16 protein-coding genes and 1 pseudogene are annotated in these 24,789 nt (G+C 60.3%); 5 read left to right on the top strand and 12 right to left on the bottom strand.

The annotated features are described in order from the left end of the window. Window positions 1–11: 11 nt before the first annotated feature. From purH to TU86_RS11045, 11 genes and pseudogenes are all read right to left on the bottom strand, one after another. On the bottom strand, window positions 12–1,619 hold the full coding sequence (gene purH / locus TU86_RS11095) for a bifunctional phosphoribosylaminoimidazolecarboxamide formyltransferase/IMP cyclohydrolase (RefSeq protein WP_048364363.1): 1,608 nt from the start codon (window positions 1,617–1,619) through the stop codon (window positions 12–14). 81 nt (window positions 1,620–1,700) lie between these two features. Beyond that, window positions 1,701–2,021 carry a DNA-binding transcriptional regulator Fis gene (fis, locus tag TU86_RS11090; RefSeq protein ID WP_019408796.1) on the bottom strand — a complete coding sequence of 107 codons (321 nt, stop codon included), beginning with the start codon at window positions 2,019–2,021 and terminating at the stop codon, window positions 1,701–1,703. Continuing rightward, window positions 2,018–3,031 (bottom strand): tRNA dihydrouridine synthase DusB, encoded by a 1,014-nt coding sequence (gene dusB / locus TU86_RS11085; RefSeq protein ID WP_048364362.1) that lies wholly within the window; start codon window positions 3,029–3,031, stop codon window positions 2,018–2,020. The genes fis and dusB overlap by 4 nt, the downstream gene beginning before the upstream one ends. Window positions 3,032–3,205: 174 nt before the next feature. Then, complete coding sequence (locus TU86_RS11080) at window positions 3,206–4,444, bottom strand: DUF3426 domain-containing protein (RefSeq protein WP_048364361.1); 1,239 nt, start codon at window positions 4,442–4,444, stop codon at window positions 3,206–3,208. Window positions 4,445–4,474: 30 nt separating this feature from the next. Next, window positions 4,475–5,353 (bottom strand): 50S ribosomal protein L11 methyltransferase, encoded by an 879-nt coding sequence (gene prmA, locus TU86_RS11075; RefSeq protein WP_048364360.1) that lies wholly within the window; start codon window positions 5,351–5,353, stop codon window positions 4,475–4,477. A 249-nt stretch (window positions 5,354–5,602) separates the two neighbouring features. Next, window positions 5,603–6,964 (bottom strand): acetyl-CoA carboxylase biotin carboxylase subunit, encoded by a 1,362-nt coding sequence (accC, locus tag TU86_RS11070; protein ID WP_048364359.1) that lies wholly within the window; start codon window positions 6,962–6,964, stop codon window positions 5,603–5,605. 17 nt (window positions 6,965–6,981) lie between these two features. Beyond that, window positions 6,982–7,440: an acetyl-CoA carboxylase biotin carboxyl carrier protein gene (gene accB, locus TU86_RS11065; protein ID WP_003439221.1), complete on the bottom strand. Its 459-nt coding sequence runs from the start codon at window positions 7,438–7,440 to the stop codon at window positions 6,982–6,984. A gap of 25 nt (window positions 7,441–7,465) precedes the next feature. Then, on the bottom strand, window positions 7,466–7,921 hold the full coding sequence (gene aroQ, locus TU86_RS11060; RefSeq protein WP_019408789.1) for a type II 3-dehydroquinate dehydratase: 456 nt from the start codon (window positions 7,919–7,921) through the stop codon (window positions 7,466–7,468). Window positions 7,922–8,051: 130 nt separating this feature from the next. Next, window positions 8,052–9,824 carry a protein-disulfide reductase DsbD gene (locus tag TU86_RS11055; RefSeq protein WP_048364747.1) on the bottom strand — a complete coding sequence of 591 codons (1,773 nt, stop codon included), beginning with the start codon at window positions 9,822–9,824 and terminating at the stop codon, window positions 8,052–8,054. Window positions 9,825–9,948: 124 nt separating this feature from the next. Beyond that, window positions 9,949–10,464: pseudogene (locus TU86_RS23675) on the bottom strand (methyl-accepting chemotaxis protein); the annotation flags it as partial. Window positions 10,465–11,963: 1,499 nt separating this feature from the next. Next, the gene (locus TU86_RS11045; protein ID WP_048364357.1) at window positions 11,964–13,634 is read right to left on the bottom strand and encodes a response regulator; all 1,671 of its coding nucleotides are present in this window, start codon (window positions 13,632–13,634) and stop codon (window positions 11,964–11,966) included. A 285-nt stretch (window positions 13,635–13,919) separates the two neighbouring features. Here TU86_RS11045 and TU86_RS11040 point away from each other — a divergent pair, with 285 nt between their 5' ends. The 4 genes from TU86_RS11040 to speA all read left to right on the top strand — a co-directional run bounded on the left by TU86_RS11040 (window position 13,920) and on the right by speA (window position 18,263). Next, window positions 13,920–14,987 (top strand): DUF2333 family protein, encoded by a 1,068-nt coding sequence (locus tag TU86_RS11040; RefSeq protein ID WP_048364356.1) that lies wholly within the window; start codon window positions 13,920–13,922, stop codon window positions 14,985–14,987. Window positions 14,988–14,990: 3 nt separating this feature from the next. Then, window positions 14,991–15,539: an NUDIX hydrolase gene (locus TU86_RS11035; protein WP_048364355.1), complete on the top strand. Its 549-nt coding sequence runs from the start codon at window positions 14,991–14,993 to the stop codon at window positions 15,537–15,539. 218 nt (window positions 15,540–15,757) lie between these two features. Next, window positions 15,758–16,129: a translation initiation factor Sui1 gene (locus TU86_RS11030; protein ID WP_048364354.1), complete on the top strand. Its 372-nt coding sequence runs from the start codon at window positions 15,758–15,760 to the stop codon at window positions 16,127–16,129. A gap of 217 nt (window positions 16,130–16,346) precedes the next feature. Next, window positions 16,347–18,263, top strand: coding sequence for an arginine decarboxylase (speA, locus tag TU86_RS11025; protein ID WP_048364353.1), 1,917 nt, complete (start codon window positions 16,347–16,349; stop codon window positions 18,261–18,263). A 75-nt stretch (window positions 18,264–18,338) separates the two neighbouring features. Here the strand turns inward: speA and TU86_RS11020 are convergent, their stop codons facing one another. Next, window positions 18,339–19,685, bottom strand: coding sequence for an MATE family efflux transporter (locus TU86_RS11020; RefSeq protein WP_048364352.1), 1,347 nt, complete (start codon window positions 19,683–19,685; stop codon window positions 18,339–18,341). Window positions 19,686–19,859: 174 nt separating this feature from the next. Between TU86_RS11020 and TU86_RS11015 the strand changes: the two genes are divergently transcribed. Then, a complete protein-coding gene (locus TU86_RS11015) occupies window positions 19,860–24,752 on the top strand; it encodes an alpha-2-macroglobulin family protein (protein WP_048364351.1) in 4,893 nt (1,630 codons plus the stop codon). The last annotated feature ends 37 nt before the right edge of the window (window positions 24,753–24,789 follow it).

Raw genomic sequence — 24,789 nt, 5'->3', positions numbered from 1 at the left:
TTCAATAATGCTTAATGACGGAAGTGGCGCATGCCGGTGAACACCATGGCAATACCTGCTTCGTCGGCGGCTGCAATCACTTCGTTGTCACGCATCGAGCCGCCCGGCTGGATCACGGCCGTGATACCGGCTTTGGCGGCGTTGTCGATACCGTCACGGAACGGGAAGAAAGCGTCCGACGCCATGACCGCGCCTTGCACTTGCAGGCCCGCGTGTTCGGCCTTGATGGCCGCAATGCGCGCCGAGTTTACGCGGCTCATCTGGCCCGCGCCCACGCCGATGGTTTGACGGCCCTTGGCGTAAACGATCGCATTGGACTTCACGTACTTGGCCACTTTCCAGGCGAAGATCAGGTCGTTGATCTCTTGCTCGGTGGGTGCGCGCTGGGTGACGACTTTGAGGTCTTCGCTGCCGATCATTTCGATGTCACGGCTTTGCACCAGCAAACCACCGTTGACGCGCTTGAAGTCCCATGCCGGTACGCGATCTGCGCTCCACTCACCACAGGCCAGCAAGCGTACATTGGCTTTGGCGGCGACGATGGCGCGTGCTTCGGCGCTTACGGACGGGGCGATGATGACTTCAACGAATTGACGCTCAACGATGGCCTTGGCCGTTTCGGCGTCCAGCTCGCGGTTGAAGGCGATGATGCCGCCGAATGCGGACTCGGTGTCGGTGGCATACGCCAGTTCGTAAGCCTGGCGGATGCCGCCTTCGGCGTCCGGGCTGACGGCTACGCCGCACGGGTTGGCGTGCTTGACGATCACACACGCCGGTTTGACGAAGCTTTTCACACATTCCAGCGCAGCGTCGGTGTCGGCCACGTTGTTGAACGACAGCTCTTTGCCTTGCAGCTGAGTCGCGGTAGCGATGCTGACTTCGGCAGGCTTGGCTTCAACGTAGAACGCCGCTTTCTGGTGCGGGTTCTCGCCGTAGCGCATTTCTTGCGCCTTGATGAACTGGCTGTTGAAGGTGCGCGGGAATTGGCCGCGGTCTTCAGTGCTCAAGGTTTGGGCGGCCTGGTTCACGGTGCCCAGGTAGTTGGCGATCATGCCGTCGTAGGCAGCGGTGTGTTCGAAGGCCTTGAGCATCAGGTCGAAACGCTGAGCGTAGGTCAGGCCGCCGGCTTTGAGGTTTTGCAGCACGTTGGCGTAATCGCTGGCGTTAACCACGATGGCCACGTCTTTGTGGTTTTTAGCCGCCGAACGGACCATGGTCGGGCCGCCGATGTCGATGTTCTCGATGGCGGTAGGCAGGTCGCAACCCGGCTTGTTGATGGTGGCTTCGAACGGGTAGAGGTTGACCGCGACCAGGTCGATCGGCTTGATGCCGTGCTCGTTCATGATGTCGTCGTCAATGCCGCGACGGCCCAGGATGCCGCCGTGGATTTTGGGATGCAGGGTTTTCACCCGACCGTCCATCATTTCCGCGAAGCCGGTGTAATCGGCGACTTCAACTGCGGCCACGCCGTTGTCTTGCAGCAACTTGAACGTACCGCCAGTGGACAGGATCTCGACGCCGAGGGCTTCCAGTTCACGGGCGAAATCAAGGATTCCGGTTTTGTCGGAAACGCTGATTAAAGCGCGGCGGATCGGCAGGCGGGTAGTCTGATCGGTCATCTCGATTTCCATCAAAAGCAAAGGAGTCAGCAAAAAAGGCGGCCCGTTTTACGAGGACGCCTTTCAGGTTTGATTGAATGCTTACAGCAGATCGTACTGTTTGAGTTTTTTGCGCAGCGTGCCGCGGTTGAGGCCCAGCATCTCGGAGGCTTTGGTCTGGTTGCCCTTGACGTAGTTCATGACGCACTCGAGCAGGGGGGCCTCGACTTCGGAAAGTACCAGGTTGTATACGTCCGTGACTTCAGCGCCCTCCAAGTGGGCGAAATAGTTGTGCAGCGCCTTTTCGACACTCCCGCGAAGGGTCTGGCCTTCTTCGCTCGGCGTATTGAGGTGCTGTTTCAAATTGACGTTGTCGCTCACGGGCGTTGTTCCACTCACTAATGTCTCGGTCATCATCGTCATGCGGCCACCCATCCTTCGTCCCCTGTCCCCAGGCTCTTGTGTCGTTCGGCGAAAAACGCCTGAACGTTGGCGCATTGTGCTTCCGTGTCTTCTAAACGATTGAAGTGGGCGCGAAACTCCTTGGCGCCCGGCAAGGTTGCGAGATACCAGCCGACATGCTTGCGGGCAATACGTACGCCCAATACCTCCCCATAGAAGGCATGCAAGGCGGCCAGATGCTCTAGCAGAATACGTTCCACTTCGCTCATCGGCGGTGCCGGCAACAGCTGGCCGGTTCGCAGAAAATGATCAACTTCGCGGAAAATCCAGGGCCGCCCTTGAGCCGCCCTGCCAATTAATAGTCCATCAGCGCCGGTCGCGTGCAACACATGCCGGGCTTTGTGGGGTGAATCGATGTCGCCGTTGGCAAAGACCGGTATCGACACGGCCTGCTTGATCGCGGCGATGGTGTCGTATTCGGCTTCGCCGGTGTAAAGGTCGGCACGGGTTCTGCCGTGTACCGCCAGTGCTGTAATGCCTGCCTGTTCGGCGATCTTGGCCACCGTAAGGCCGTTTTTGTTGTCCCGGTCCCAGCCGGTACGGATTTTCAAGGTGACCGGCACATCAACCGCAGCCACAACGGCTTGCAGGATCTCGTTCACCAATGCTTCGTCTTTCAGTAAGGCGGAACCGGCGGCCTTGTTGCAGACCTTTTTTGCCGGGCAACCCATGTTGATATCAATGATCTGTGCGCCCAGTTCCACATTGGCCCTGGCGGCGTCTGCCAGCATTTGCGCATCACCGCCGGCGATCTGTACCGAGCGCGGCTCGGGATCACCGTCGTGAATCATGCGCAGGCGCGATTTACGACTGTTCCAGAGACTCATGTCGCTGGTGACCATTTCCGAAACAACCAGGCCTGCGCCCATCCGTCGACAAAGCTGACGAAAGGGCTGGTCGGTGACTCCCGCCATAGGGGCGAGAATCAAACCGTTGTGCAATGTATATGGGCCGATGCGTACCGCCGACATAGGACTTCCCTGTTGTGGGGCCGGATCTTGGGAGTTCGAAAAAGGGTTGGCATGATACCCGCTCTCGATGACTGGATAAAGGCTGGGTTGGATGTTTTTTGAACAATTTAGGCATAAAGCCAATGGCAAACGACAACCTTCAGGCGTGTCGTTTGCCACCAGGCGCGCAGGGGATCATTCCGGGGAATGAAAACTCAGGCTGTAGTTCACGGCTTTCGGACCTGGGTCGAGGATGTCCAGGGCGATATGGATTGGCGTCTGGGGCGGCATTTCGGCTTGTTTGGCCAGGTCGCCGCCCAAGTATTCGCCGGGTTTGAAGCGACGACTGGCGATCATTTTGCCGTTCAGGTCAGCGAAGCGCAGTTCCAGCAGCGGGAAGGGTTGCGAGAACGGCGCGCGGTTGTACAGGATCGCGTCCACCACCAGCGCACCGGTGAACTCTGGGTGGCTGCGCACCACCAGGTTGCTGCTTTTGATGCGATCAATGTCGACTTTGGACGGCACGGTGCAGCCGAGCGTCGGGCACAGTTGCTGAAACAGCGGGCGATATTGGTCTTGTCGGGCCAGCTCTTCGAAGTGGCCCGCGATGTATTGCCCGGCCAGTGCGGCGCCAGCCAATAACGCCAGCAATAGCCACAGCAGACGCTTGCCCCACGGCGTACTGCGCTTTTGCCAATCCAGTTGCAGCGGGTCATCGACCAAGTCCTGGAGCAGTTCTTCGCGTACACCCGGTTCGTTACGCTTGCGTTTGCCCTTGGTGACAGGCGGCGCGGCGATTGGCTCGTCGTCGTCATCGTCATCCACAGCGGACATAGGCCTCAGCGGCGGCATTTGCTCCTCTTGCCGCGAATGCTCAAGGGGCGGCGTGTCATCGGACTCCTCGAGATCGCGTGACAGTGACGGCTCGGTGCGACCGGGTTTCGTCGGCTCAGCCGGTGTTTGCGCCAATGCCGAGGTGTCGGCGCGCTCTGCGGCCGAGTCGCTGAACAGGCTGTCGGGCCAAGGGTTGTCTTCGCCGGTGTCGCTTTCGCGGTGCGCACTCAGCGTGTCTTCTTTAGGTGTGTGCGGCTGGCCAAAGCTTTTGCTGGGCTGAATTTCCAGCTCCTCAAGCTTGGCCAGCTCTTTGTCCAGATCCAGATGCTCGAGGTCGAGTTCGCCTGCCTGCCATTGCGTCTGGCTGATCGGCTCGGGCCTGGTGGGTGGCTCGACGGCCTCGGGCACGACAGCAACAGGGGCGGCAGCGACAGGCTGCTGCTCTGTTTCAGTGCTCTTGTTGAGCAATTGCTGTGCGGCATTGAACACTTGCAGGCAGGCGCCACAGCGCACCACTCCACGGGCCATGCTCAATTGAGAATGGCTGACGCGAAAGCTGGTTTGGCAATGGGGGCACTGTGTTACGAAGCTATCGCTCATGCGGCCATCCGGGTTAGACAGGCGTGCATTCTAGCGCCGACGACCACTGATGCGCACCCAGCCATCGCGATTGGCGATAGGGTCCAGATCAAAGTCTTGAGCGTAGGCCGCGGCCACTTCATCGCCTTGTTCAGCGAGGATGCCGGAGAGTGCCAGACGGCCACCCGGTTTCACCAGGCTGGACAGTTGAGGCGCCAGTGCGACCAGCGGTCCAGCCAGAATGTTGGCGACCAGCACGTCAGCCTGTACGTGCGGCAAGTCTTGCGGCAGGTACAGCGGGAACAGGGCTGGGTCGATGTTGTTGCGGCCGGCGTTGTCGCGTGAGGCTTCGAGCGCCTGCACGTCAATGTCGGTGCCGACGGCTTCTTTGGCGCCCAGCAGCAGGGCCGCAATGGCCAAAATGCCCGAGCCGCAACCGAAGTCCAGCACGTTGCAGTCCTTGAGGTCCTGGCCGTCGAGCCACTCAAGGCACAGCGCGGTCGTGGGGTGGGTGCCAGTGCCGAAGGCCAGGCCCGGATCAAGCAGCAGGTTCACCGCGCCCGGCTCCGGTGCGGCGTGCCAGCTTGGCACGATCCACAGGCGCTGACCGAAACGCATCGGGTGGAAGTTGTCCATCCAGCTGCGCTCCCAGTCCTGGTCTTCGATGACTTCGGCGTGGTGTTCTGGCAGTGGTGAGCCGGTCAGCAGTGCCAGATGGGACAGCACGAGTTCGGCTTCGGTGCCGCCCTCGAACAGTGCCAGCAAATGGGTGTGCGACCACAGTGGCGTGGTATTGAGTTCAGGTTCGAAGATCGGTTGGTCTTCGGCATCCATGAACGTGACCGAAACGGCACCGACTTCGAGGAACGCGTCTTCGTAGGTTTCGGCTTGTTCCGGGCTGATGGCGAGGCGTACTTGCAGCCAAGGCATGGCGGGCACCTTTGAAAAATAGAAGTGTGCAGCCGTCGGGCTGCGAGAAGCGCGCAAGTTTACGCGAGCAGGGGCGTGACGGGTAATCAAAAGCGATGAAAAACGCTGCTGACGGTAATCGCAGAATATGGGTAGAAGCGGGTGCTGGCTGCGATCTTTTAACGCTCAACAGATCGCAGCCTGCGATTTTTGCGATTGCCAGACACAACAAAGCCGCTCGAAAGCGGCTTTGTTGATCAGGGCACAAACTTACTGGTTAGCCAGTTTGTGTTCCAGGTAGTGAATGTTGACGCCGCCTTTGCAGAAGCCTTCGTCATTCACCAGATCGCGGTGCAGCGGGATGTTGGTTTTGATCCCGTCGACCACGATTTCGTCCAGGGCATTGCGCATGCGCGCCATGGCTTCGTCACGGGTCGAACCCCACGTGATCAGCTTGCCGATCAGGGAGTCGTAGCTGGACGGAACCTTGTAGCCGCTGTACAGGTGCGAGTCGACGCGAACGCCATTGCCACCCGGTGCGTGGAAGTGCTTGACCATGCCTGGGCTGGGCATGAACGTCGCCGGGTCTTCAGCGTTGATCCGGCATTCCAGCGAGTGACCGTGAATGTTCACGTCAGCCTGGGTGAAGGACAGCGTGTTACCGGCGGCGATGCTCAACATCTCTTTAACGATGTCGATGCCAGTGACCATTTCGGACACCGGGTGCTCTACTTGCACGCGAGTGTTCATCTCGATGAAGTAGAAGCGACCATTTTCGTACAGGAACTCGAAGGTGCCCGCGCCACGGTAGTTGATGTCCACGCATGCTTTTACGCAGCGAGCCAGCACTTCGGCGCGTGCGGTTTCGTCGATGCCCGGTGCGGGCGCTTCTTCGAGTACCTTCTGGTGACGACGTTGCAGCGAGCAATCGCGGTCGCCCAGGTGGATCGCATTGCCCTGGCCATCAGAAATAACCTGGACTTCCACGTGACGTGGGTTGGTCAGGTATTTTTCGAGGTAGACCATCGGGTTGCTGAACCAGGCGCCCGCTTCTTCGCGAGTCTGCTTGGCCGCTTCGATCAGGTCTTCTTCGCGGTGTACAACGCGCATGCCGCGACCACCGCCGCCGCCAGCGGCTTTGATGATCACCGGGTAGCCGACTTCACGGCCAATACGCAGCGCGGTTTCTTCGTCTTCAGGCAGTGGGCCGTCAGAACCTGGAACCGTAGGTACACCCGCAGCAATCATGGCGTGCTTGGCCGATACCTTGTCGCCCATCAGGCGAATGGTGTCAGCTTTAGGGCCGATGAAGGCAAAGCCGGATTTTTCGACTTGCTCGGCAAAATCGGCGTTTTCAGCCAAAAAGCCATAGCCTGGGTGAATCGCCGTGGCGCCGGTCACTTCAGCGGCCGCGATGATGGCCGGAATGTGCAGGTAAGACAGGTTGGCCGGTGCCGGACCAATGCAGACGGTTTCGTCAGCCAGGCCCAGGTGCATCAGCTCTTTGTCGGCAGTTGAGTACACCGCGACCGTCTTGATCCCCATTTCTTTGCACGCCCGCAGGATGCGCAAAGCAATCTCGCCACGGTTGGCGATCAGGACTTTTTCCAGCTTCTTCTGAGGCTTCAACATCGTTGGCTCCCCGTGGTTCAAACGATGGTGAACAGCGGTTGGTCGAACTCAACCGGCTGACCGTTTTCTACCAGGATGGACTCGATAACACCGGCTTTTTCAGCGGTGATGTGGTTCATCATTTTCATCGCTTCAACGATGCAAATGGTGTCGCCGACCTTGACGGTCTGGCCCACTTCAACGAAGGCAGGCGAGGTAGGCGCCGGGGTGCGGTAGAACGTACCGACCATTGGCGACTTGACCACAAAACCGTTCAGTTTTGGTGCAGCAGGGGCTTCAGTCACGGTGGCAACCGGAGCAACAGCCACTGGCGCTGCGGCAGGCGCTTGCATTGGAGCCGGGGCGTAGAACTGCTGAGCAGGAGTCTTGCTGTGGCGGCTGATGCGTACCGACTCTTCGCCTTCTTTAATTTCCAGCTCGTCGATGCCGGACTCTTCCAGCAGTTCGATCAGTTTCTTAACTTTACGGATATCCATGAATCGTCAACTCCCAATGGGTCGGTCAGGGGCGTTTAGCTTGTAGTTCAAGCTGTTCCAGGGCGGCCTCCAAGGCCAGTCGATAACCGCTGGCGCCAAGGCCGCAGATCACACCTACCGCAACGTCGGAGAAGTAGGAGTGATGGCGGAAAGGTTCGCGTTTGTGCACGTTAGACAAATGCACTTCGATGAATGGGATGCTCACCGCCAGCAGCGCGTCACGTAATGCCACGCTGGTGTGGGTGAACGCCGCCGGGTTGATCAAAATAAAATCCACGCCTTCATCGCGTGCAGCGTGAATCCGGTCGATCAATTCATACTCGGCATTGCTTTGCAGGTAGAGCAAATGGTGACCGGCTTCGCGGGCCCGTTGTTCCAGATCCTGATTGATCTGCGCCAGCGTCGTGGCGCCGTAGACGCCCGGCTCGCGGGTGCCGAGCAAGTTCAGGTTGGGGCCGTGTAGCACCAGGAAAGTCGCCATGTGCTGTTCCTTATTATCTGTGTGCAGTTGTCAGTGCCGGGCGACTATGCCCAAAAGCATAATCGCTGTCCAGTTAACTGCAATAGCCAGCACGATGACCGATGTTCGCGCAAAGTTTGTGACTCAGCTGCTAGATCTGGTCATTCGCCTTGACGACACGTTCGGCGAAGTCTTGTGCATTGATCTCGCCAATGACCCGTTGGTCACTGATTTCTGAGCCCTTTTTGTCAAAGAACATCAGCGCAGGAGGCCCGAACAGTTGGTAGCGGTCGAGCAGGGCGCGTTGCTCGGGGTTGCTGGCGGTGATGTCGAAACGCACCAGTTGATAGCCTTTGAGTAAGTCCAGCACACGCGGGTTGTTCAGCACCTCGTGCTCAATTACTTTGCAACTGATGCACCAGTCGGCGTACCAGTCGAGCAACAGCGGTTGCCCTGCGGCTTTGGCTTGGGCCAGTGCGGCGTCAAGCTGTGCCGGGGTGCTGACAGTGAGCCATTGGCTGGCGGGTTGTGCGGCGCTGCCCTGGGTTGTGCTAGGGGGCTGGCCAGGTCCAGGTTTGAGGGGATCGCCCTGGCCGCTTAATGCGCCATACCAACACATGAGCGCATAAACCAGCAGGAAGAGGCCCACCAATTGCGCAAGACGCTGGCGAGGGGACTTGTCGATAAATTCCAGCGTGCCGAGAAACAGGCTCACCCCGGCGGCCAGAAAACCGACCAACAGCAAGGTGGCCGGGCCGGGCAGAACGCGGCTGAGCAGGCCGATGGCCAAGCCCAGCAGCAACACGCCAATGGCATTTTTCACCGTGACCAGCCACGGTCCGCTTTTAGGCAGCCAGGCCGCGCCGCCGGTGGCCACGATCACCAGCGGAGTGCCCATGCCCAGCCCTAACACGAGCAACTTCAAGCCGCCGCCCAATGCATCGCCACTGGCGCTGATATACAGCAGCGCACCGGCCAGCGGCGCCGACACGCAAGGCGATACCAGCAAGCTGGAGACCACACCCAGTACGGCGGCGCCCCACAACGAGCCGCCTTGGGTGTTATTGGCCACACGGTCCAGGCGATTGCTGAGGGCGCGTGGCAGTTTGAGTTCGAACACGCCAAACATCGCCAGCGCAAACACCGCAAAAAACATCGCGAACGGCACCAGCACCCAGGCGGACTGCAAGCGGGCTTGCAGATTGAGCTGAGCGCCGAACATGCCCATCAGCGCGCCGAGCAGGGCAAAGCAGGCAGCCATTGGCAGCACGTAAGCCAGCGACAGACTGAAACCGCGCCACCCGCCGACCTGGCCGCGCAACACCACCCCCGACAGAATCGGCAGCATGGGCAGCACGCACGGGGTAAAGGTCAGGCCCAGCCCCGCCAGGAAAAAGATCGCCAGCTCGCGCCAGCTCCAGGACGCAGTCGGGGCGCCGGGAGTGGCGGTGTCGGCGGCTGGCGTGCCTTCAATATTCAGGCGCACTGTTTCGGGCGGGTAGCACAAGCCCTTGTCGGCGCAGCCTTGATAGGTGACCACCAGCGTGAACGCCCGTGGATCGTTGGCCGCACGTGGCACGTCCACGTCAACGATGCCGTGATAGACCTGCACATCGCCGAAATACTCATCATGCTTGGGTTCGCCAGGCGGCAATTGCACCGGGCCAAGAGCCACATCGTCAGGCTCGGCCTTGAACGCGAAACGGTGTTGGTACAGGTAATAACCGTCGGTCGGTACAAAGCGCAGCTTGATGTTTTCAGGGGTGCTCTGGATCAGGTTGAGCTTGAACGCCTCGCTGACCGGCAGGAAATCGCGGCTGTTATTGATCGCCCCCAGCGTGGCGCTGGGTCGGTTATCCAGCAACCCCGCGCCCAGGGCTGGCACGGCGAAGAGTAAACACATAAGCAAAAGCAGGCGGCGCATAGTGATCTCGCAAATCAAACGTGCGGCCATGATAACGGACTGAGAAACACTGTGCAGGTCAGCTTCGAGCACGTACACCTGTGGCCGTTACGAGCGCTTCGCCGTCGGTCGCGCGGCTACGGGGTCACACCCGAAACGCTTGGACGGCGGCGTTCAGCTCGCCGCCCAGCACCAGCAAACGTTCGCCCTGATCACGGCCCTGGCTGATGCGTTGCAGGTTGTCGTCGCCCAATTGGTGAATGCGTTCACTGTGATCGCGGATCTCACTGACCGCGCCACTCTGCTGCGCGGTAACGTCGGCAATGCGCACCGCGGTGTCAGCGATGGTGGCAATCGCCCCGACGATTTCATCCAGTGCGCCGTCCGCTGCCTGAGCCTGTTGTGCTGTCGCCTGTGCGTGTACCACTTGGGCGCGCATGCCTTCTACCGATTGGCGCGCGGCTGCTTGCAGCCCGCCGATCAAGGTTTGAATTTCCCCGGTGGCGCCAGCTGTGCGCTGCGCCAAGGTGCGCACTTCTTCGGCCACCACGGCAAAGCCGCGGCCCATCTCGCCTGCGCGGGCGGCTTCAATTGCGGCGTTGAGCGCCAACAGGTTGGTTTGGTCGGCAATCGAGCGAATCACCGTCAACACGCCGCCAATCGTGGCGGACTCTTCGGCCAACTGCTCGATCATTTGCGCGTTGCCTTGCACCTCGCCCACCAGCGCATGCAGGCCGGTCAGGCTTTGACCGATCACGCGCTGACCCTGCGCCACGGCCAGTCCGGCACTGCGGCTGGCATCGGCCGCTTGGCTGGCGTCCCCGGCGACTTGAGAAATCGTGGCTTCCAGTTCGCCCAGCGCATCGCGGATTTGAGCCGTGTCCCCCGCTTGCCGTTCGGCGCCACTGTGCAGCCCGTTGCTCAGTTCGGCCAAGGTTTGGCTGCTGCCCGCCACTTGTTCGGCGTTTACGCGCAAGGTGCCGACCAGATTGACCAGATACGTGCGCAGCCGATTGAGTGAAGCCTGAATGTCGTGCAACTCGCGGTTGGTGTTGCCCAGTTGAATATCGCGGCTGAAGTCCCCTTGCGCCCACGTCCCGAGCATCGGCGCCAGGTGCGTCAGTACCTTGGCCAGCTTGCGTTGCAGGGTGTCGATCAACAGCGCGATCAGCAGGATGAGGGCAATCATCACGGCTTGAATCAACCGCACTTCTTGCTGGATCTGCCCGTGTTCGGCGCGCACCACCGGCTCAAGCCCGGCAATGGCCTGTTGCACCGCGTCCAGTTTCACATGGGTGGCTGCGGCCAGTTGTGTGCGTTGTTCGATTTGTGTTTGCGTGCGTTTAAGTTCGCCAGGGTAGCGGTTCAGCAGATTATTGAGCTCGCGCTTGAGGCTGACAGCAGCGTCCTCTGCTTGCCCGCTCTGTTGGGACTCAAGCCCCATCAGGGCGGCAAAATCATCGCTGGCCGAGGCGCTTTTGGCACTGACGCCGAGCAAGGGCAGTGCGTCGAGGGTGTGGGCTTGAGCCTGGAGAGTTGCCAACTCGCGTTCCACGTCAGAGGCCAGTTCACTGCGCCCGCTGCTCACCAGTTTTTCGCGGCTCAGCGATAACGTGGCCACGTGCTGAAACGCCTTAACCAGAGGGCTTAAATAGTCCTGTGCGGCGGGGGCTGAGCCTTGGCTGGCGTACTGGGCGAGTTGCTCCAGAGTGGCGCCTAGCTCGCGCTCGGCCTGAATCAGCAACGCTTGCGGGTCGCCGGCCAGTTTGCCCGCCGCCAGCAGCTCGCTGTTGCTGTAGGTGCTCAGGCTTTCAAGGCTGGGGCGCAAGGCGCTGGCCAGTGCGGGCGGTAAGGGGGCTAACTCGGTTTTCAGCGTGTCGAGCGCCGTCGTGGCATCGCTTAAACGCAGGGCATCGCCGCTGGCCAAATAATCTTCAATATTGCGCGCGACCTGATTCTGGAACTGCTGTGACAGGTTGACGTAACGCTCCATCAATAAAAATGGCCGCTCCAGCGCGTGTTGCGACCACCACAACGTAGCGCCGAGAGCGAGGCAGACGGCGACCAGCAACGCCGTATTGAGGTTGGTAAGCAGCTTCAGGCGCATGTGGGATTTTGCCTACGACGCATTGAGAAGCGGCTGAAGTTATTGCACTGGCGTTACAGCGATGTGACGGAATCCTGCAATTCCATGCAAATAGTGGCAATTGGCCTTGTCGGGTGGTAGCGCTCGACCAGATTGCGTCCATTATTTTTGGCGCGGTACAGCGCTTCGTCCGCCTGCGAGGCCATGATCAGGCCGTCAGTGTCGTCCTTGAGTTCAACCACGCCTGCGCTGAACGTGCAGCACAGATCGGTCGGTTGCGCCGGGTAATGGATTTCGGCAAAGCGCTGGCGAATGGTGTTCAGCACTTTGTGCGCGGCCTCCTGATCCGTGTCAGGCATGACGATGGCGAATTCCTCGCCGCCGTAACGGCCAATGAAATCGGTCTTGCGCAGGCGTTGTTTGAGAAACAGCGCCAGGCTTTTGATCACGCGGTCGCCCATTGGGTGGCCGTAGGAGTCGTTGACCCGTTTGAAATGGTCGATGTCGATCATCGCAAAGCTCAGCGGACGGTCTTCGCGGCGTGCGCGAAAGGTGCAGTCTTCGAGCAGTTGCAGAATGTGAGTGTGGTTGTACAGGCCGGTGAGGCTGTCACGCACCATGCGCGCTTTAAGGTGGCGCGCACGGGCAGCCCGGTTGCGCACGGTGGTAATCAAATGGCGCGGCTTGATCGGCTTGGTCAAAAAGTCGTCGCCGCCCTCGCTCATGGCGTCCAGTTGCTTGTCCAGATCGTCTTCGGCCGACAAGTAAATGATCGGCACGCTGACGTAGCGATCATTGTGGCGGATCACCTTGGCCAGTTCGGTGCCGGTGCAGGCGGGCATGTACATGTCTAGGATGATCAGGTCGGGCTGAAAATCCGCCAGTTCAGCCATCGCCTGAATCGGTTCGATGAGGGTGCGGGTGACGATGCCGGCGCTGTTGAGCAGGCGCTCGGTGTGCAGCGCTTGCGCCCTTGAATCGTCGATGATCAGCACTTTGTACGGTTCGTACTGCGCCACGCAGGTCAGTACCTCGATTTTTTCCATCAGGCTGGAGGCTTCGAGGGTGCCGGTCAGGAACTCTTGCCCGCCTGCGCGCACGGCCGCCAGACGGGTCGGGGTGTCGGTTTCGTGCAGGCTGAAAAATAACAGGGGCAGCTTTTGCTCCAGGCCCAGTTGGGCTTGTGCCGCCAGCTCCAGGCCTAGGTTTGCGCCACTGAAGTCCACGTCCATCACAATCGCGGCCGGCAAGCGTTCGACCATCGCACTGCGAAACGCCTTGACGCTGGAGATTGATTGCGCGCCCAGGCCAAAGAAATCCAGCTGTTTAGCCAACCGTTCAGCACGGTCAAGGTCTTGCAACAAGATGTAGACGGGTTTGCGCAGCGGCGGCAGGAACGTCTGCTCCAGTTGATCGCCGTGGCGCAAACCGGTGCGCGACAGGCGCTGCATCAAACGGTTGAGGTCGCTAATCAGCGTGCTGCTCAACCGCCCACCATTGGCATCAACGTGTTGCAGTGCGTCGCTGATGGCGCCGGCCAGTTGTGAGTGCTCGGGTTGTTCAAAGCGTTCGGCAAAGCGCAGCAGGCGTTGATTCGCCTCGCTGAGTTCGGCCAGGTCTGGCGGGGACCACTCGTTACCTTGCAAGCGTTGCCAGATCTCAAGAATTTGACGTGCCTGGTGGATGACCCGTTGGGCAAAGTGGTTCTTTAGGCGCTCGCGGCTAGGGTCTTCTTGCTCGGTCATATCCTGACTGCTGCGTGAGGGGGCATGCTGAGGTTCGACTGGTGGCTCTATGCTAGCACCTCTTTCAAAATGCACGAGTCCCCGCTTGAAATTAACTGTCAGCGTGCCATTTTTAATCGTTGCGATGGGTGTGGCAGCGTCGCGAGCATGATTTATAGTGCCGCTCGCGCCACCAGACCGTCTTGTTGCAGATCAACGTGCAGGCGATTTAAAGCAGGCACCGAAGGCACGATGGGTTAGGGTTGTGGTCGAACCGTTGAATTCAGTAATCGAAAGGATATAGCCATGCTGGACTGGAAAAAACGTGAGGGCAGCGCCCGCGAATCGGTCAAAGAGACCAAAACAGCGCCGCGTGGCTATTTCAAAAGCATCTTGCTAAGCCGCTCAATCGCGACGCTGTTGGGCGTGTATGTGCTGGTATGCCTGGGCTTTGGCTGGTATTGGAGCCAGGAGCCTGACCTGTTCCCTGTGCAGCAAAATGCCCAGCAGGCGGCTGACCGTGACGGCAAGCAAATGGTGCCGGGGTTCACCACGGTTGAAACCCTCAAAACCGTGGCCGGTACGCTGCTCAACAAGCCGGGCGGCTATTTGTCTAATGACCGCTTTCCGCCAGGCGTGCTGCTCGACAACATCCCGAGCTGGGAATACGGCGTGCTGGTGCAAGTGCGTGACCTGACCCGCGCCTTGCGCAAAGACTTCGCCCGCTCGCAGTCGCAGTCGGCCGAAGATGCGGATTTGGCCAAGGCCGAGCCACGCTTCAACTTCGACAACAAGAGCTGGATGCTGCCGTCCAGCGAGTCTGAGTATCAGGAAGGCATCAACTCGCTGAGCCGCTACCAGGCGCGCCTGTCCGACCCGAACCAGAAAAACGCACTGTTCTATGCCCGTGCCGACAACCTGAACAACTGGCTGGGTGATGTGGGCACGCGTTTGGGTTCGTTGTCGCAGCGCCTGTCGGCCAGTGTGGGCCGGGTCAAGCTCAATAGCACGCTGAAAACCGAGTCCTTGCAACCGGGCCAAGTGCCGGTGGTGGATGAAGAAATCGTCGAAACACCGTGGATGCAGATCGACAACGTGTTCTATGAAGCACGCGGTCAAGCGTGGGCGTTGTCGCACCTGTTGCGCGCCATCGAAGTTGACTTTGCCGACGTGTTGGCTAAAAAGAATGCAACGGTCAGTGTCCGTCAGATCATTCGCGAGCTGGAAGCAGCACAAGAGCCTGTCTGGAGCCCGATGATTCTCAATGGCAGCGGTTATGGCATGTTGGCCAACCATTCGTTGGTCATGGCCAACTACATCTCCCGCGCCAACGCGGCGGTCATGGACCTTCGTCAATTGCTCTCACAAGGATAAGTGATGGCTACTTCAGCCTTGGAGGCCGCGCACCGTGCGGCCTCTGATGCCGAGCAAGTCGCCTGGGTCGATCGTGAAGACCGGTTACTGGGTGTCTTGCCTCGTGCCGAACTGCGTGATCGAGGTTTAATCGGGCGCGGCACGTTCATACTGTTATTCAATTCGGCGGGTGAGCTGTGCGTGCATCAGCGCACGCTGAGCAAGGCGCTGTACCCCGGCTACTGGGACGTGGCGGCGGGCGGCATGGTGGGGGCGGATGAAAGCTACGCCGACTCGGCTGCCCGTGAGCTGCAAGAAGAGCTGGGTGTCAGCGGCGTGCCATTGATCGCCCATGAGCGTTTCTACTTTGACAGTGCGAATAATCACCTGTGGTGTGCGGTGTTTTCAGCCATCTGGGACGGGCCGTTGCAGATCCAGCCTGAAGAAGTGCAAAGCGCCCGCTTTATTTCGGTGGGCAAGGCGTTGTTCCTTAGTAAAATCCAGTCGTACTGCCCTGACTCACTGGCGGCGCTCAAACGTTACCTGGTCCAGACCCGAAAAAATTCTTCGTAGGCGCAGGCGCCGTGGTGTGAAAACGTTTGTAAATTGCCGCTGATTGGCTCTTGGGCACCGGCGATTTTGTCGTTACACTGCGCGACCTTTTCAGGCTCAAGCGGTTCGCCGCCTGAGTTGCGCTGCCCCTGCCAGAGTGGGGCTTCGCGGTCGGTAACCCCTGATGCTCCCGCGTCATGTGCTGGCCAATTTTTCGTCCTCCATCTAGAGGATTGCCGGTGGCCAAAAAAGCCGCATCCTTCGCCGCCCTTGGTGGCTTGGTATTTTCCACCGACGCAGGTCGTCACTGTCCGGACTGTCGTCAGCCGGTGGACGCCTGTACCTGCAAACAAACCCGCATCCCCGAAGGTGACGGCATTGCTCGCGTGCGCCGCGAAAGCAAAGGCCGTGGCGGCAAGACCGTGACCACCATCACCGGTGTGCCGCTGGCTGAAGACGCCCTCAAAGACCTGGCCACTACGTTGAAAAAACGCTGTGGCACCGGTGGTGCGTTGAAAGACGGCATCATCGAGATCCAGGGCGAGCACGTTGATCTGCTGTTAGCCGAATTGGTCAAACTCGGGTTTAAAGCCAAGAAGTCCGGCGGCTAGCAGCCTCTGTGAAAACCACCGCTGAGCCAGGCTGTTGCCCCTCCGGACTGACAGTCACCGCTGGCCATGGTTTTCACAGAGCCTGTTACGACGGGTTTCTAAACTCCACGCTGTGATCAGGGTCTACCCCTGTGCAGACGAATCTTCATATTCACGCTTTAGACTGCGCCAGCTTGCCTTCAGGCTGGGCTATTTGACTTATTTATAGGGGACTTCGATGTCCGTACGACGCACACGCAAAGACGATGGCAGCCAATGGACAGTTGCGGACAGCCGCAGTGTTTACGGGATTCGCCATTGGGGGGCCGGGTATTTCGCGATCAATGAAGCCGGTCGCGTAGAAGTCCGTCCGAACGGCCCGAACAGCTCGCCCATCGATCTGTACGAGCAAGTCGACGAACTGCGTAAAAGCAGCGGTTTGTCCTTGCCGTTACTGGTGCGTTTCCCGGATATCCTGCAAGACCGTGTACGCCAGCTGACCGGCGCTTTCGATGCCAACATCGAGCGTCTGGAATACCAGAGCAAGTACACCGCGCTGTACCCGATCAAGGTGAACCAGCAAGAGGCGGTGATCGAAAACATCATCGCCACCAAAGACGTGTCGATTGGCCTTGAAGCCGGCTCCAAGCCTGAGCTGCTGGCCGTGCTGGCGCTGGCCCCTAAAGGCGGCACCATCGTGTGCAACGGTTACAAGGACCGCGAGTTCATTCGTCTGGCGCTGATGGGCCAGAAGTTGGGTCACAACGTGTTCATCGTGATCGAGAAAGAGTCCGAAGTGGACCTGGTGATCGAAGAGGCGGCCTCGCTCAAGGTCAAGCCACAAGTGGGCCTGCGCGTGCGCCTGTCGTCCCTGGCCTCCAGCAAGTGGGCAGACACCGGCGGCGAGAAATCCAAGTTTGGTTTGTCGGCGGCGCAGCTGTTGTCGGTGGTTGAGCGCTTCCGCGCCGCCGGTCTGGACCAAGGCATTCGCCTGCTGCACTTTCACATGGGGTCGCAGATCGCCAACCTGGCTGACTATCAGCACGGCTTCAAAGAAGCGATTCGCTACTATGGCGAGCTGCGCAACCTCGGCCTGCCGGTAGACCACATCGACGTGGGCGGCGGTCTGGGCGTGGATTACGACGGCACGCACTCGCGCAACGCCAGCTCGATCAACTACGACATGGACGATTACGCCGGTGTTGTGGTCGGCATGCTCAAAGAGTTCTGCGACGCGCAAAACCTGCCGCATCCCAACATCTTTTCTGAAAGCGGCCGCTCCCTGACCGCGCACCACGCCATGCTGGTGGTGCAAGTGACCGACGTCGAAAAACACAACGACGACGTGCCGCTCATCGAGAACAAAGAAAGCCTGCCTGAAACCGTGCAATGGCTGGTGGACCTGCTGGGCCCGACCGACATTGAAATGGTCACCGAAACCTACTGGCGTGCCACGCACTACATGAGTGACATTGCCGCCCAGTACGCAGACGGCAAGATATCCCTGGCTGAAAAAGCCTTGGCTGAGCAGTGCTACTTCGCCGTTTGCCGTCGCCTGCACAACTCCTTGAAAGCGCGTCAGCGTTCGCACCGCCAAGTGCTGGACGAACTCAATGACAAGCTGGCCGACAAGTACATCTGCAACTTCTCGGTGTTCCAGAGCCTGCCGGACACCTGGGCAATTGGCCAGGTACTGCCGATTTTGCCGTTGCACCGTTTGAACGAAGAGCCGCTGCGCCGTGCCGTGCTGCAAGATTTGACCTGCGACTCTGATGGCAAGATCAAGCAATACGTCGACGAGCAAAGCATCGAGACCAGCTTGCCGGTCCACAGCCTGAATGAAGGCGAAGACTACTTGCTGGGCATCTTCCTGGTGGGCGCTTATCAGGAAATTCTCGGTGACATGCACAACCTGTTCGGTGACACCGACTCGGTGAACATCTACCAGAACGCTGACGGCAGCGTGTACCACGCCGGTATCGAGACCCACGACACCATCGAAGACATGCTGCGCTACGTGCACTTGTCGCCCGAGGAGTTGATGAACCACTACCGTGACAAAGTGGCCAGCGCCAACATCAGCGTCAAAGAGCGCGCCCAGTACCTGGACGCCTTGCGCCTGGGCCTGACGCGTTCGTCGTACCTGTCTTCGTAAGTTTCGCCACGCCTTGAAAACGCCGCCCATTGGGCGGCGTTTTTGTTTTGCGCAGGCGCTGGCGAAGTGCGCTGATTAGCGGGGATGGAACCATTCGTCTTTGCGCTGCATGTGCCATGCATACGCACCCAGCGTGACGCTGCGCAGCACCATGAACAGCAGAAAACTTATCCACAGCCCGTGATTGCCATACTGGTGCAACGCCCAGGCGACGGGCAGGGCGATGATCACGCTGATCACCATCGCGTTACGCATTTCACGGGCACGGGTGGCGCCAATAAACAACCCGTCCAGCAAGTAACTCCACACCGCGATCAGCGGCAACAGCGCCAGGTACGGCACGTACTGGAAGGCCGTGTCGCGCACGCTCGGGATGTCGGTCTGCATGGCGATAAACAAATGCCCGCCGAACAAAAACAGCACCGCAAACCCTGCGCTGGCAATCAGCGACCAACCGCTGGCCACCACCATCGAGCGGCGCAAGGCGGTGCGATCGCGGGCGCCGATGGCGTGGCCGCACAGGGCTTCTACGGCATGCGCCAAACCGTCCAGCGCATGCGCCGCCAACAGCAAACCGTTGAGCAGCAGCGCATTGGCCGCCACCGTGGCATCGCCCAGTCGCGCACCTTGCAAGGTGATGAGGAAGAACACCGATTGCAGCATCAGGCTGCGGATGAAAATGTCGCGGTTGACCCCCAGCAGCGGTTTCCAGTTGTGCCACACCCGCAGCGCGGCCCACACCACCGTGCCCGGAAACCGGCGCAGTGCGCCGCGAGTCAGCCACAGGCCGAGCAGGGCGCCGCTCCACTCGGCAATCACCGAGGCGCGCGCCGAACCGACCACGCCCCAGTCCAGCCCCAGGACAAACCACAGGTTCAGGGCGATGTTCACCAGGTTGGTGGTGAGCAAAATCGCCAGCGGTGCCCGCGCGTTTTGCGTGCCCAAAAACCAGCCGACCAACGCATACGTGGCCAACGCACCGGGCAAGCCAAACAGGTGTGTGTGGAAGAAATCCAGCGTCAACGCGTGCAGCTCGGCTGAGGGCTGCATCACGCTCAGCGCGACCCCGCTGAACGGAATCGCAATGGCCCCCAGAAACAGGGAGAGCAACACGCTAAGAGACAAGCCTTGCAACAAAATTTGCCGCAACGCCGTACCGTCTCCGCGCCCGGCGGCCTGGGCGGCGAAACCGGTGGTGCCCATGCGCAAAAAGCCCATCATCCAGGCTAGGAACACATACAGGCTGGCGCCCACGGCGACGGCGCCCAATTGATGGGCGTGGGGCAAGTGGCCGATGACCGTGCTGTCGACCAGCGCCACCAGCGGCACAGAAATATTGGACAAAATCATCGGCGCCGCCAGCGCCCAAACCCGGCGATGGGTGAGGCGGTCGCGCCAGTCGGCAAGCAGGGAAGACGACATGCAGGCTCCTTAAGGGGGCGGCATTGTAACCGGAGGATGGCTGGCGTAGTCGCTGTTGAGGCACGAAGGCGTCGAGAGGCGACCATCGATCGCAGCCGTCGTGCCTCGACCGCGACTACACGGGGCGCGCTGTTATATAGTCCCTCCCTTAAATGCCTAGCCAACGAGTACACCATGCTTAACAAAGGACTGTTCCTGGCCTGCGCGCTGGCGCTGCTGAGCGCTTGCGACTCTTCGTCTTCCGGCAAGCCTGCGGCGCCCTCGGCGTCAGTTGCAGCGCAAGCCGCCAAACCGGTGCAGGATGTCAAAACCCTCGCCCAGCGCTACGCCGGGCGCGAGTTAAGCGTGGTGGATGTTTCCGAAGTGCAACTGGATGGTGCCAGCACCTTGTCTGTGAGTTTCTCGGTGCCGTTGGACCCGCAGCAACATTTTGGCGATAAATTGCATCTGGTGGATGCCAAGACCGGCAAGGTCGACGGTGCCTGGGAACTCTCCGACAACTTGATGGAATTGCGTCTGCGCCACCTTGAGCCGCAGCGCAAATTGATCCTCACGGTTGACCCCGGCTTGCGGGCAGTCAACGACGCCAAACTGGCTGGTGAGTATGTCAGCCGTCTCGAAACCCGCGACCTGCAACCCACTGTCGGCTTCGCCAGCCGCGGCACGCTGCTACCGACCCGTCTGGCCGAAGGCTTGCCCGTCATTGCGCTGAACGTCGATAAAGTCGATGTGGAGTTCTTTCGGGTCAAGCCCGAATCCTTGCCGGCGTTTCTCAGCCAATGGGGCCGCAACAGCAGCCTGCAAAGCTATGAGGCCAAGGACCTGCTGGGCATGGCCGACCTGGTGTACGGCGCGCGCTTTGACCTGAATCCGGCACGCAATACCCGCGAAACCGTGATCCTGCCCACCTCGGGCATCAAACCGTTGCAGCAGCCGGGGGTGTACCTGGCGGTGATGAAAGCCAGCGGCACTTACAACTATTCAACCCCCGCCACCCTGTTCACGCTCAGTGATATTGGCCTTTCGGTACACCGTTATCAGAAGCGTCTGGATGTCTTCACGCAGGCGCTGGAAGGCGGCAGTGCGCTAGGCGACGTGGCGCTGGAACTGCTCGACGGCAAAGGCAAAATGCTCGCCCAAGGCAAGACCGGCAAGGACGGCCATGCCGAGCTGGCATTGCCGCCCAAGGCCGAGGTGCTGTTGGCGCGTCAGGGCGATCAAACCAGCCTGCTGCGTTTGAACACCGCCGCGCTGGACCTGGCCGAGTTCGACATCGGCGGCCCGCAGGCACACCCGCTGCAATTTTTTGTGTTTGGCCCGCGTGATTTGTATCGCCCCGGCGAAACCGTGTTGCTCAACGCCTTGCTGCGCGACCGTGATGGCAACCCGGTCAAGCCACAGCCGGTGAGTGTTGAAGTGCGTCGCCCGGACGAGCAGGTCAGCCGCAAGTTTGTCTGGGAGCCGGATGCATCGGGTTTCTACCAATACCCGCTGCAACTGGCCAGCGAAGCCCCGACCGGGCGCTGGCAACTGGTGTTTGACCTGGGTGACGGCAAACCGCAGCTCTATGAGTTTTTGGTTGAAGACTTCCTGCCCGAACGCCTGGCGCTGGAACTCAAGGGCAGCGATACGCCGCTGCGTCCCGATCAAACCGCCGAGATTCAGGTCAATGGCCGCTATTTGTACGGCGCCCCGGCGGCCGGAAATCGCCTGAGTGGTCAGGTCTATGTGCGTCCTTTGCGTGAAGCGGTTAAAGCCTTGCCCGGCTATCAATTTGGTTCGGTGACCGAACAGGAATTGACCCAGGACTTTGAGCTCGATGAAAGCGTGCTCAACGCGCAAGGCGAAGAAACCATCAGCCTTGAAAGCAAGTGGAGTGACGCCAAATCGCCGCTGCAATTGATCGTGCAAGCCAGTTTGCAAGAGTCGGGCGGGCGCCCCATTACCCGCCGACTGGTGCAACCGGTGTGGCCTGCCGAACGCCTGCCGGGGGTGCGCGGCCTGTTTGAGGGCACGGAAACCAACGGCGACGGCCCGGCTGAATTCGAGGTGCTGATTGCGGACAACGCGGGCAACAAACTGGCGGCCGATAACGTCAACGTGCGCCTGATTCGTGAGCGCCGTGACTACTACTGGAACTACTCGGACAACGATGGCTGGAGCTATCACTACAACGAGAAGTTTTTGAATCTGGGCGAAGAAACCGTGAGCCTCAAAGCAGGCGGCACGGCTAAAGTCAGTTTCCCGGTGGAATGGGGCCCGTACCGGGTTGAAGTGCAAGACCCGAAAACCGGGCTGATCAGCAGCCTGCGATTCTGGGCCGGGTATCAGGCACAAGACAACGCCGAAGGCGGTGCTGTGCGTCCCGATCAGGTCAAGCTGGCCTTGGACAAAGCCGCGTATGCCGATGGCGACACGGCCAACGTCACCGTCACACCGCCCGCCGCAGGCAAAGGCTACTTGCTGGTTGAAGGCAGCGATGGCCCGCTGTGGTGGGAAGAAATCGACGTGCCAGCCGAGGGCAAAACCTTCGACGTCAAACTGGATCCGCGCTGGGCGCGTCACGATTTGTATGTCAGCGCGCTGGTGATTCGTCCCGGCGAGCGCAAAACCAACATCACCCCGAAACGCGCCGTGGGCGTGCTGCACCTGCCGCTGGATCGTTCACAGCGTAAGCTGGCGCTGACGCTGGATGCCCCGCAAAAGATGCGCCCCAAGCAACCGCTGACGGTCAAGATCCGCGCCAAAAACGCAGACGGCAGTATCCCCAAACAAGCCCATGTGTTGCTGGCGGCGGTGGACGTGGGCGTACTCAATATCACCGACTACCCGACACCCGACCCGTACGTCAGCCTGTTTGGGCGCAAGGCCTATGGTGCTGACCAACTGGATATTTACGGGCAACTGATCGAAGCCGGGCAGGGCCGTTTGGCCAGCATGGCGTTCGGCGGTGACGCGGCGCTGGCCAAAGGCGGCAAGCGCCCGGCCACCAGCGTGACCATCGTCGCGCTGCAAAGCGCCCCCGTGACCCTGAACGAGCAGGGCGAAGGCGAAGTCAGCGTCAATATTCCCGACTTCAACGGCGAGCTGCGCGTGATGGCGCAAGCGTGGACCGACGACCGCTACGGCATGGCGCAAGCCACCACCGTGGTCGCCGCACCGCTGGTGGCCGAGCTGGCTGCGCCGCGTTTCATGGCGGGCGGCGACGAGACTCGGCTGGCGCTGGACCTGTCCAACCTCACCGACACCCCGCAAACCCTCGATGTGCGTTTGAACACCGAAGGTCAACTCAGCCTGCTGGGCCTGGACACGCAAAAAGTGACGCTCAGCCCCGGTCAGCGCAGCACCTTGCAGATCCCGGTCAAAGCCTTGGGTGGCTACGGCACCGGGCAGGTGAACGTCACGGTCAACGGGCTGAACCTGCCGGGTGAAACACTGGCACCGTTCACCCGCCAATGGACCTTGGGCGTACGCCCGGCGTACCCGGCGCTGCTCAAGCATTACCGCACCGTGCTTAACGATCAGCCTTGGAGCCTGCCTGAAGGCGAGTTGCACGCGTTCGAGCCAGCGGGGCGTGAAGCCTTGCTCAGCCTGTCGAGCCGTCCGCCGTTGAACCTGGGCGAACAGATCCGTGCGCTCAAGGCGTACCCGTACGGTTGCTCCGAACAAACCGCCAGTGGTTTGTACCCGGCGTTGTATGCCGATGCAGCCTTGCTTAAACGGCTGGGCCTTGAAGGCGAGCCAGATGCCGAGCGTAAACGCAAAATCGAGATGGGCATTGAACGCCTGTTGGGCATGCAGCGTTACAACGGCAGCTTTGGCCTGTGGGGCGCAGACGGTCAGGAAGAGTATTGGCTGACGGCGTATGTCACCGACTTCCTGTTGCGCGCCCGCGACCAAGGTTACGCGGTGCCGCCTGACGCGCTGAAAAAGGCCAGCGAGCGCCTGCTGCGTTACGTGCAGGAGCGCAACCTGATCGAAGCCGATTACAGCGACAACCTCGATCACACCCGCTTTGCCGTGCAAGCGTACGCCGCCCTGGTATTGGCGCGCAGTCAGCAAGCACCGTTGGGGGCGCTGCGCAGTATTTTTGAGCGTCGCAGTGATGCCCGTTCAGGTCTGCCGCTGGTGCAGCTGTCGATTGCCTTGCAAAAGATGGGTGACCAGCCTCGCGCCGATCAAGCCTTGGTGGCGGGTTTGGCCGTGACCCGCAAAGCCAATGAGTGGCTGGGTGATTACGGCAGCCCACTGCGTGATCAGGCGCTGATTCTGGCCCTGCTCGAAGAAAACAACCTGATGAGCGGCCAGCGCGAAGCCCGTATGTTCGCGCTGTCTGACCAACTGGCTGCAAACCCGTGGTTGTCGACCCAGGAGCGCAACTCGTTGTTCCTCGCCGGTCGTGATTTGTTGAGCAAACCTGAACAGGACTGGTCGGCGCAACTCACCAGCGCCGGCCAAACCCGTGAGCTGAACAACGCCCAGCCGGGGCTCAAACTGGAGGGGCCGCTGTTGGCATCACCGCTGACCCTGCGCAACCAAGGCAGCGTGCCGGTGTACCAACAGCTGACGATTTCGGGTTATCCACAGCAGGCACCCGCCGCGGGGGGGGAAAACATGAGCATCCGCCGTGACTATCTGGGCATGAACGGCGAACCGTTGAACCTGAAAAACTTGCAAAGCGGCGATCTGGTATTGGTGCACCTGGCCGTAACGGCCAAGCAGCGCGTACCGGATGCCTTGGTGGTGGACTTGCTGCCAGCGGGGCTTGAACTGGAAAACCAGAACCTGGGCCAAAGCGCTGCCAGCCTTGAAAACGCCAGCAGCCAGGTCAAGCAATGGCGCGAGTCGATGCAGAACGCCAGCGTGCAGCATCAGGAGTATCGCGACGACCGTTATGTGGCCGCCCTCAACCTGAACGGTTATGGCACCGCGCACTTGTTGTACCTGGCGCGGGCCGTGACGCCTGGCACCTACCGTGTGCCGCCACCGCAAGTGGAGTCGATGTACCGCCCCAACTGGCAAGCCGTAGGCGAAACACCGGGTGACATGGTGATCAAGGGCCGCTAACCCCCTACAGCAGGAGTGAGGCCCGCTCGCTCCTGTT

The sequence above is a fragment of the Pseudomonas weihenstephanensis genome (genome assembly GCF_001043055.1).
GTDB lineage: Bacteria > Pseudomonadota > Gammaproteobacteria > Pseudomonadales > Pseudomonadaceae > Aquipseudomonas > Aquipseudomonas weihenstephanensis.
The sequence above is the reverse complement of the archived record's forward strand: the minus strand, read 5'-3'. Positions and strand labels throughout refer to the sequence as shown.

Bases quoted from the DNA above. Each gene is read 5' to 3' on its own strand.
- purH (WP_048364363.1), bottom strand. From the start codon at position 1,619: ATGACCGATCAGACTACCCGCCTGCCGATCCGCCGCGCTTTAATCAGC.
- fis (WP_019408796.1), bottom strand. From the start codon at position 2,021: ATGACGATGATGACCGAGACATTAGTGAGTGGAACAACGCCCGTGAGC.
- dusB (WP_048364362.1), bottom strand. From the start codon at position 3,031: ATGTCGGCGGTACGCATCGGCCCATATACATTGCACAACGGTTTGATT.
- TU86_RS11080 (WP_048364361.1), bottom strand. From the start codon at position 4,444: ATGAGCGATAGCTTCGTAACACAGTGCCCCCATTGCCAAACCAGCTTT.
- prmA (WP_048364360.1), bottom strand. From the start codon at position 5,353: ATGCCTTGGCTGCAAGTACGCCTCGCCATCAGCCCGGAACAAGCCGAA.
- accC (WP_048364359.1), bottom strand. From the start codon at position 6,964: ATGTTGAAGCCTCAGAAGAAGCTGGAAAAAGTCCTGATCGCCAACCGT.
- accB (WP_003439221.1), bottom strand. From the start codon at position 7,440: ATGGATATCCGTAAAGTTAAGAAACTGATCGAACTGCTGGAAGAGTCC.
- aroQ (WP_019408789.1), bottom strand. From the start codon at position 7,921: ATGGCGACTTTCCTGGTGCTACACGGCCCCAACCTGAACTTGCTCGGC.
- TU86_RS11055 (WP_048364747.1), bottom strand. From the start codon at position 9,824: ATGCGCCGCCTGCTTTTGCTTATGTGTTTACTCTTCGCCGTGCCAGCC.
- TU86_RS11045 (WP_048364357.1), bottom strand. From the start codon at position 13,634: ATGACCGAGCAAGAAGACCCTAGCCGCGAGCGCCTAAAGAACCACTTT.
- TU86_RS11040 (WP_048364356.1), top strand. From the start codon at position 13,920: ATGCTGGACTGGAAAAAACGTGAGGGCAGCGCCCGCGAATCGGTCAAA.
- TU86_RS11035 (WP_048364355.1), top strand. From the start codon at position 14,991: ATGGCTACTTCAGCCTTGGAGGCCGCGCACCGTGCGGCCTCTGATGCC.
- speA (WP_048364353.1), top strand. From the start codon at position 16,347: ATGTCCGTACGACGCACACGCAAAGACGATGGCAGCCAATGGACAGTT.
- TU86_RS11020 (WP_048364352.1), bottom strand. From the start codon at position 19,685: ATGTCGTCTTCCCTGCTTGCCGACTGGCGCGACCGCCTCACCCATCGC.
- TU86_RS11015 (WP_048364351.1), top strand. From the start codon at position 19,860: ATGCTTAACAAAGGACTGTTCCTGGCCTGCGCGCTGGCGCTGCTGAGC.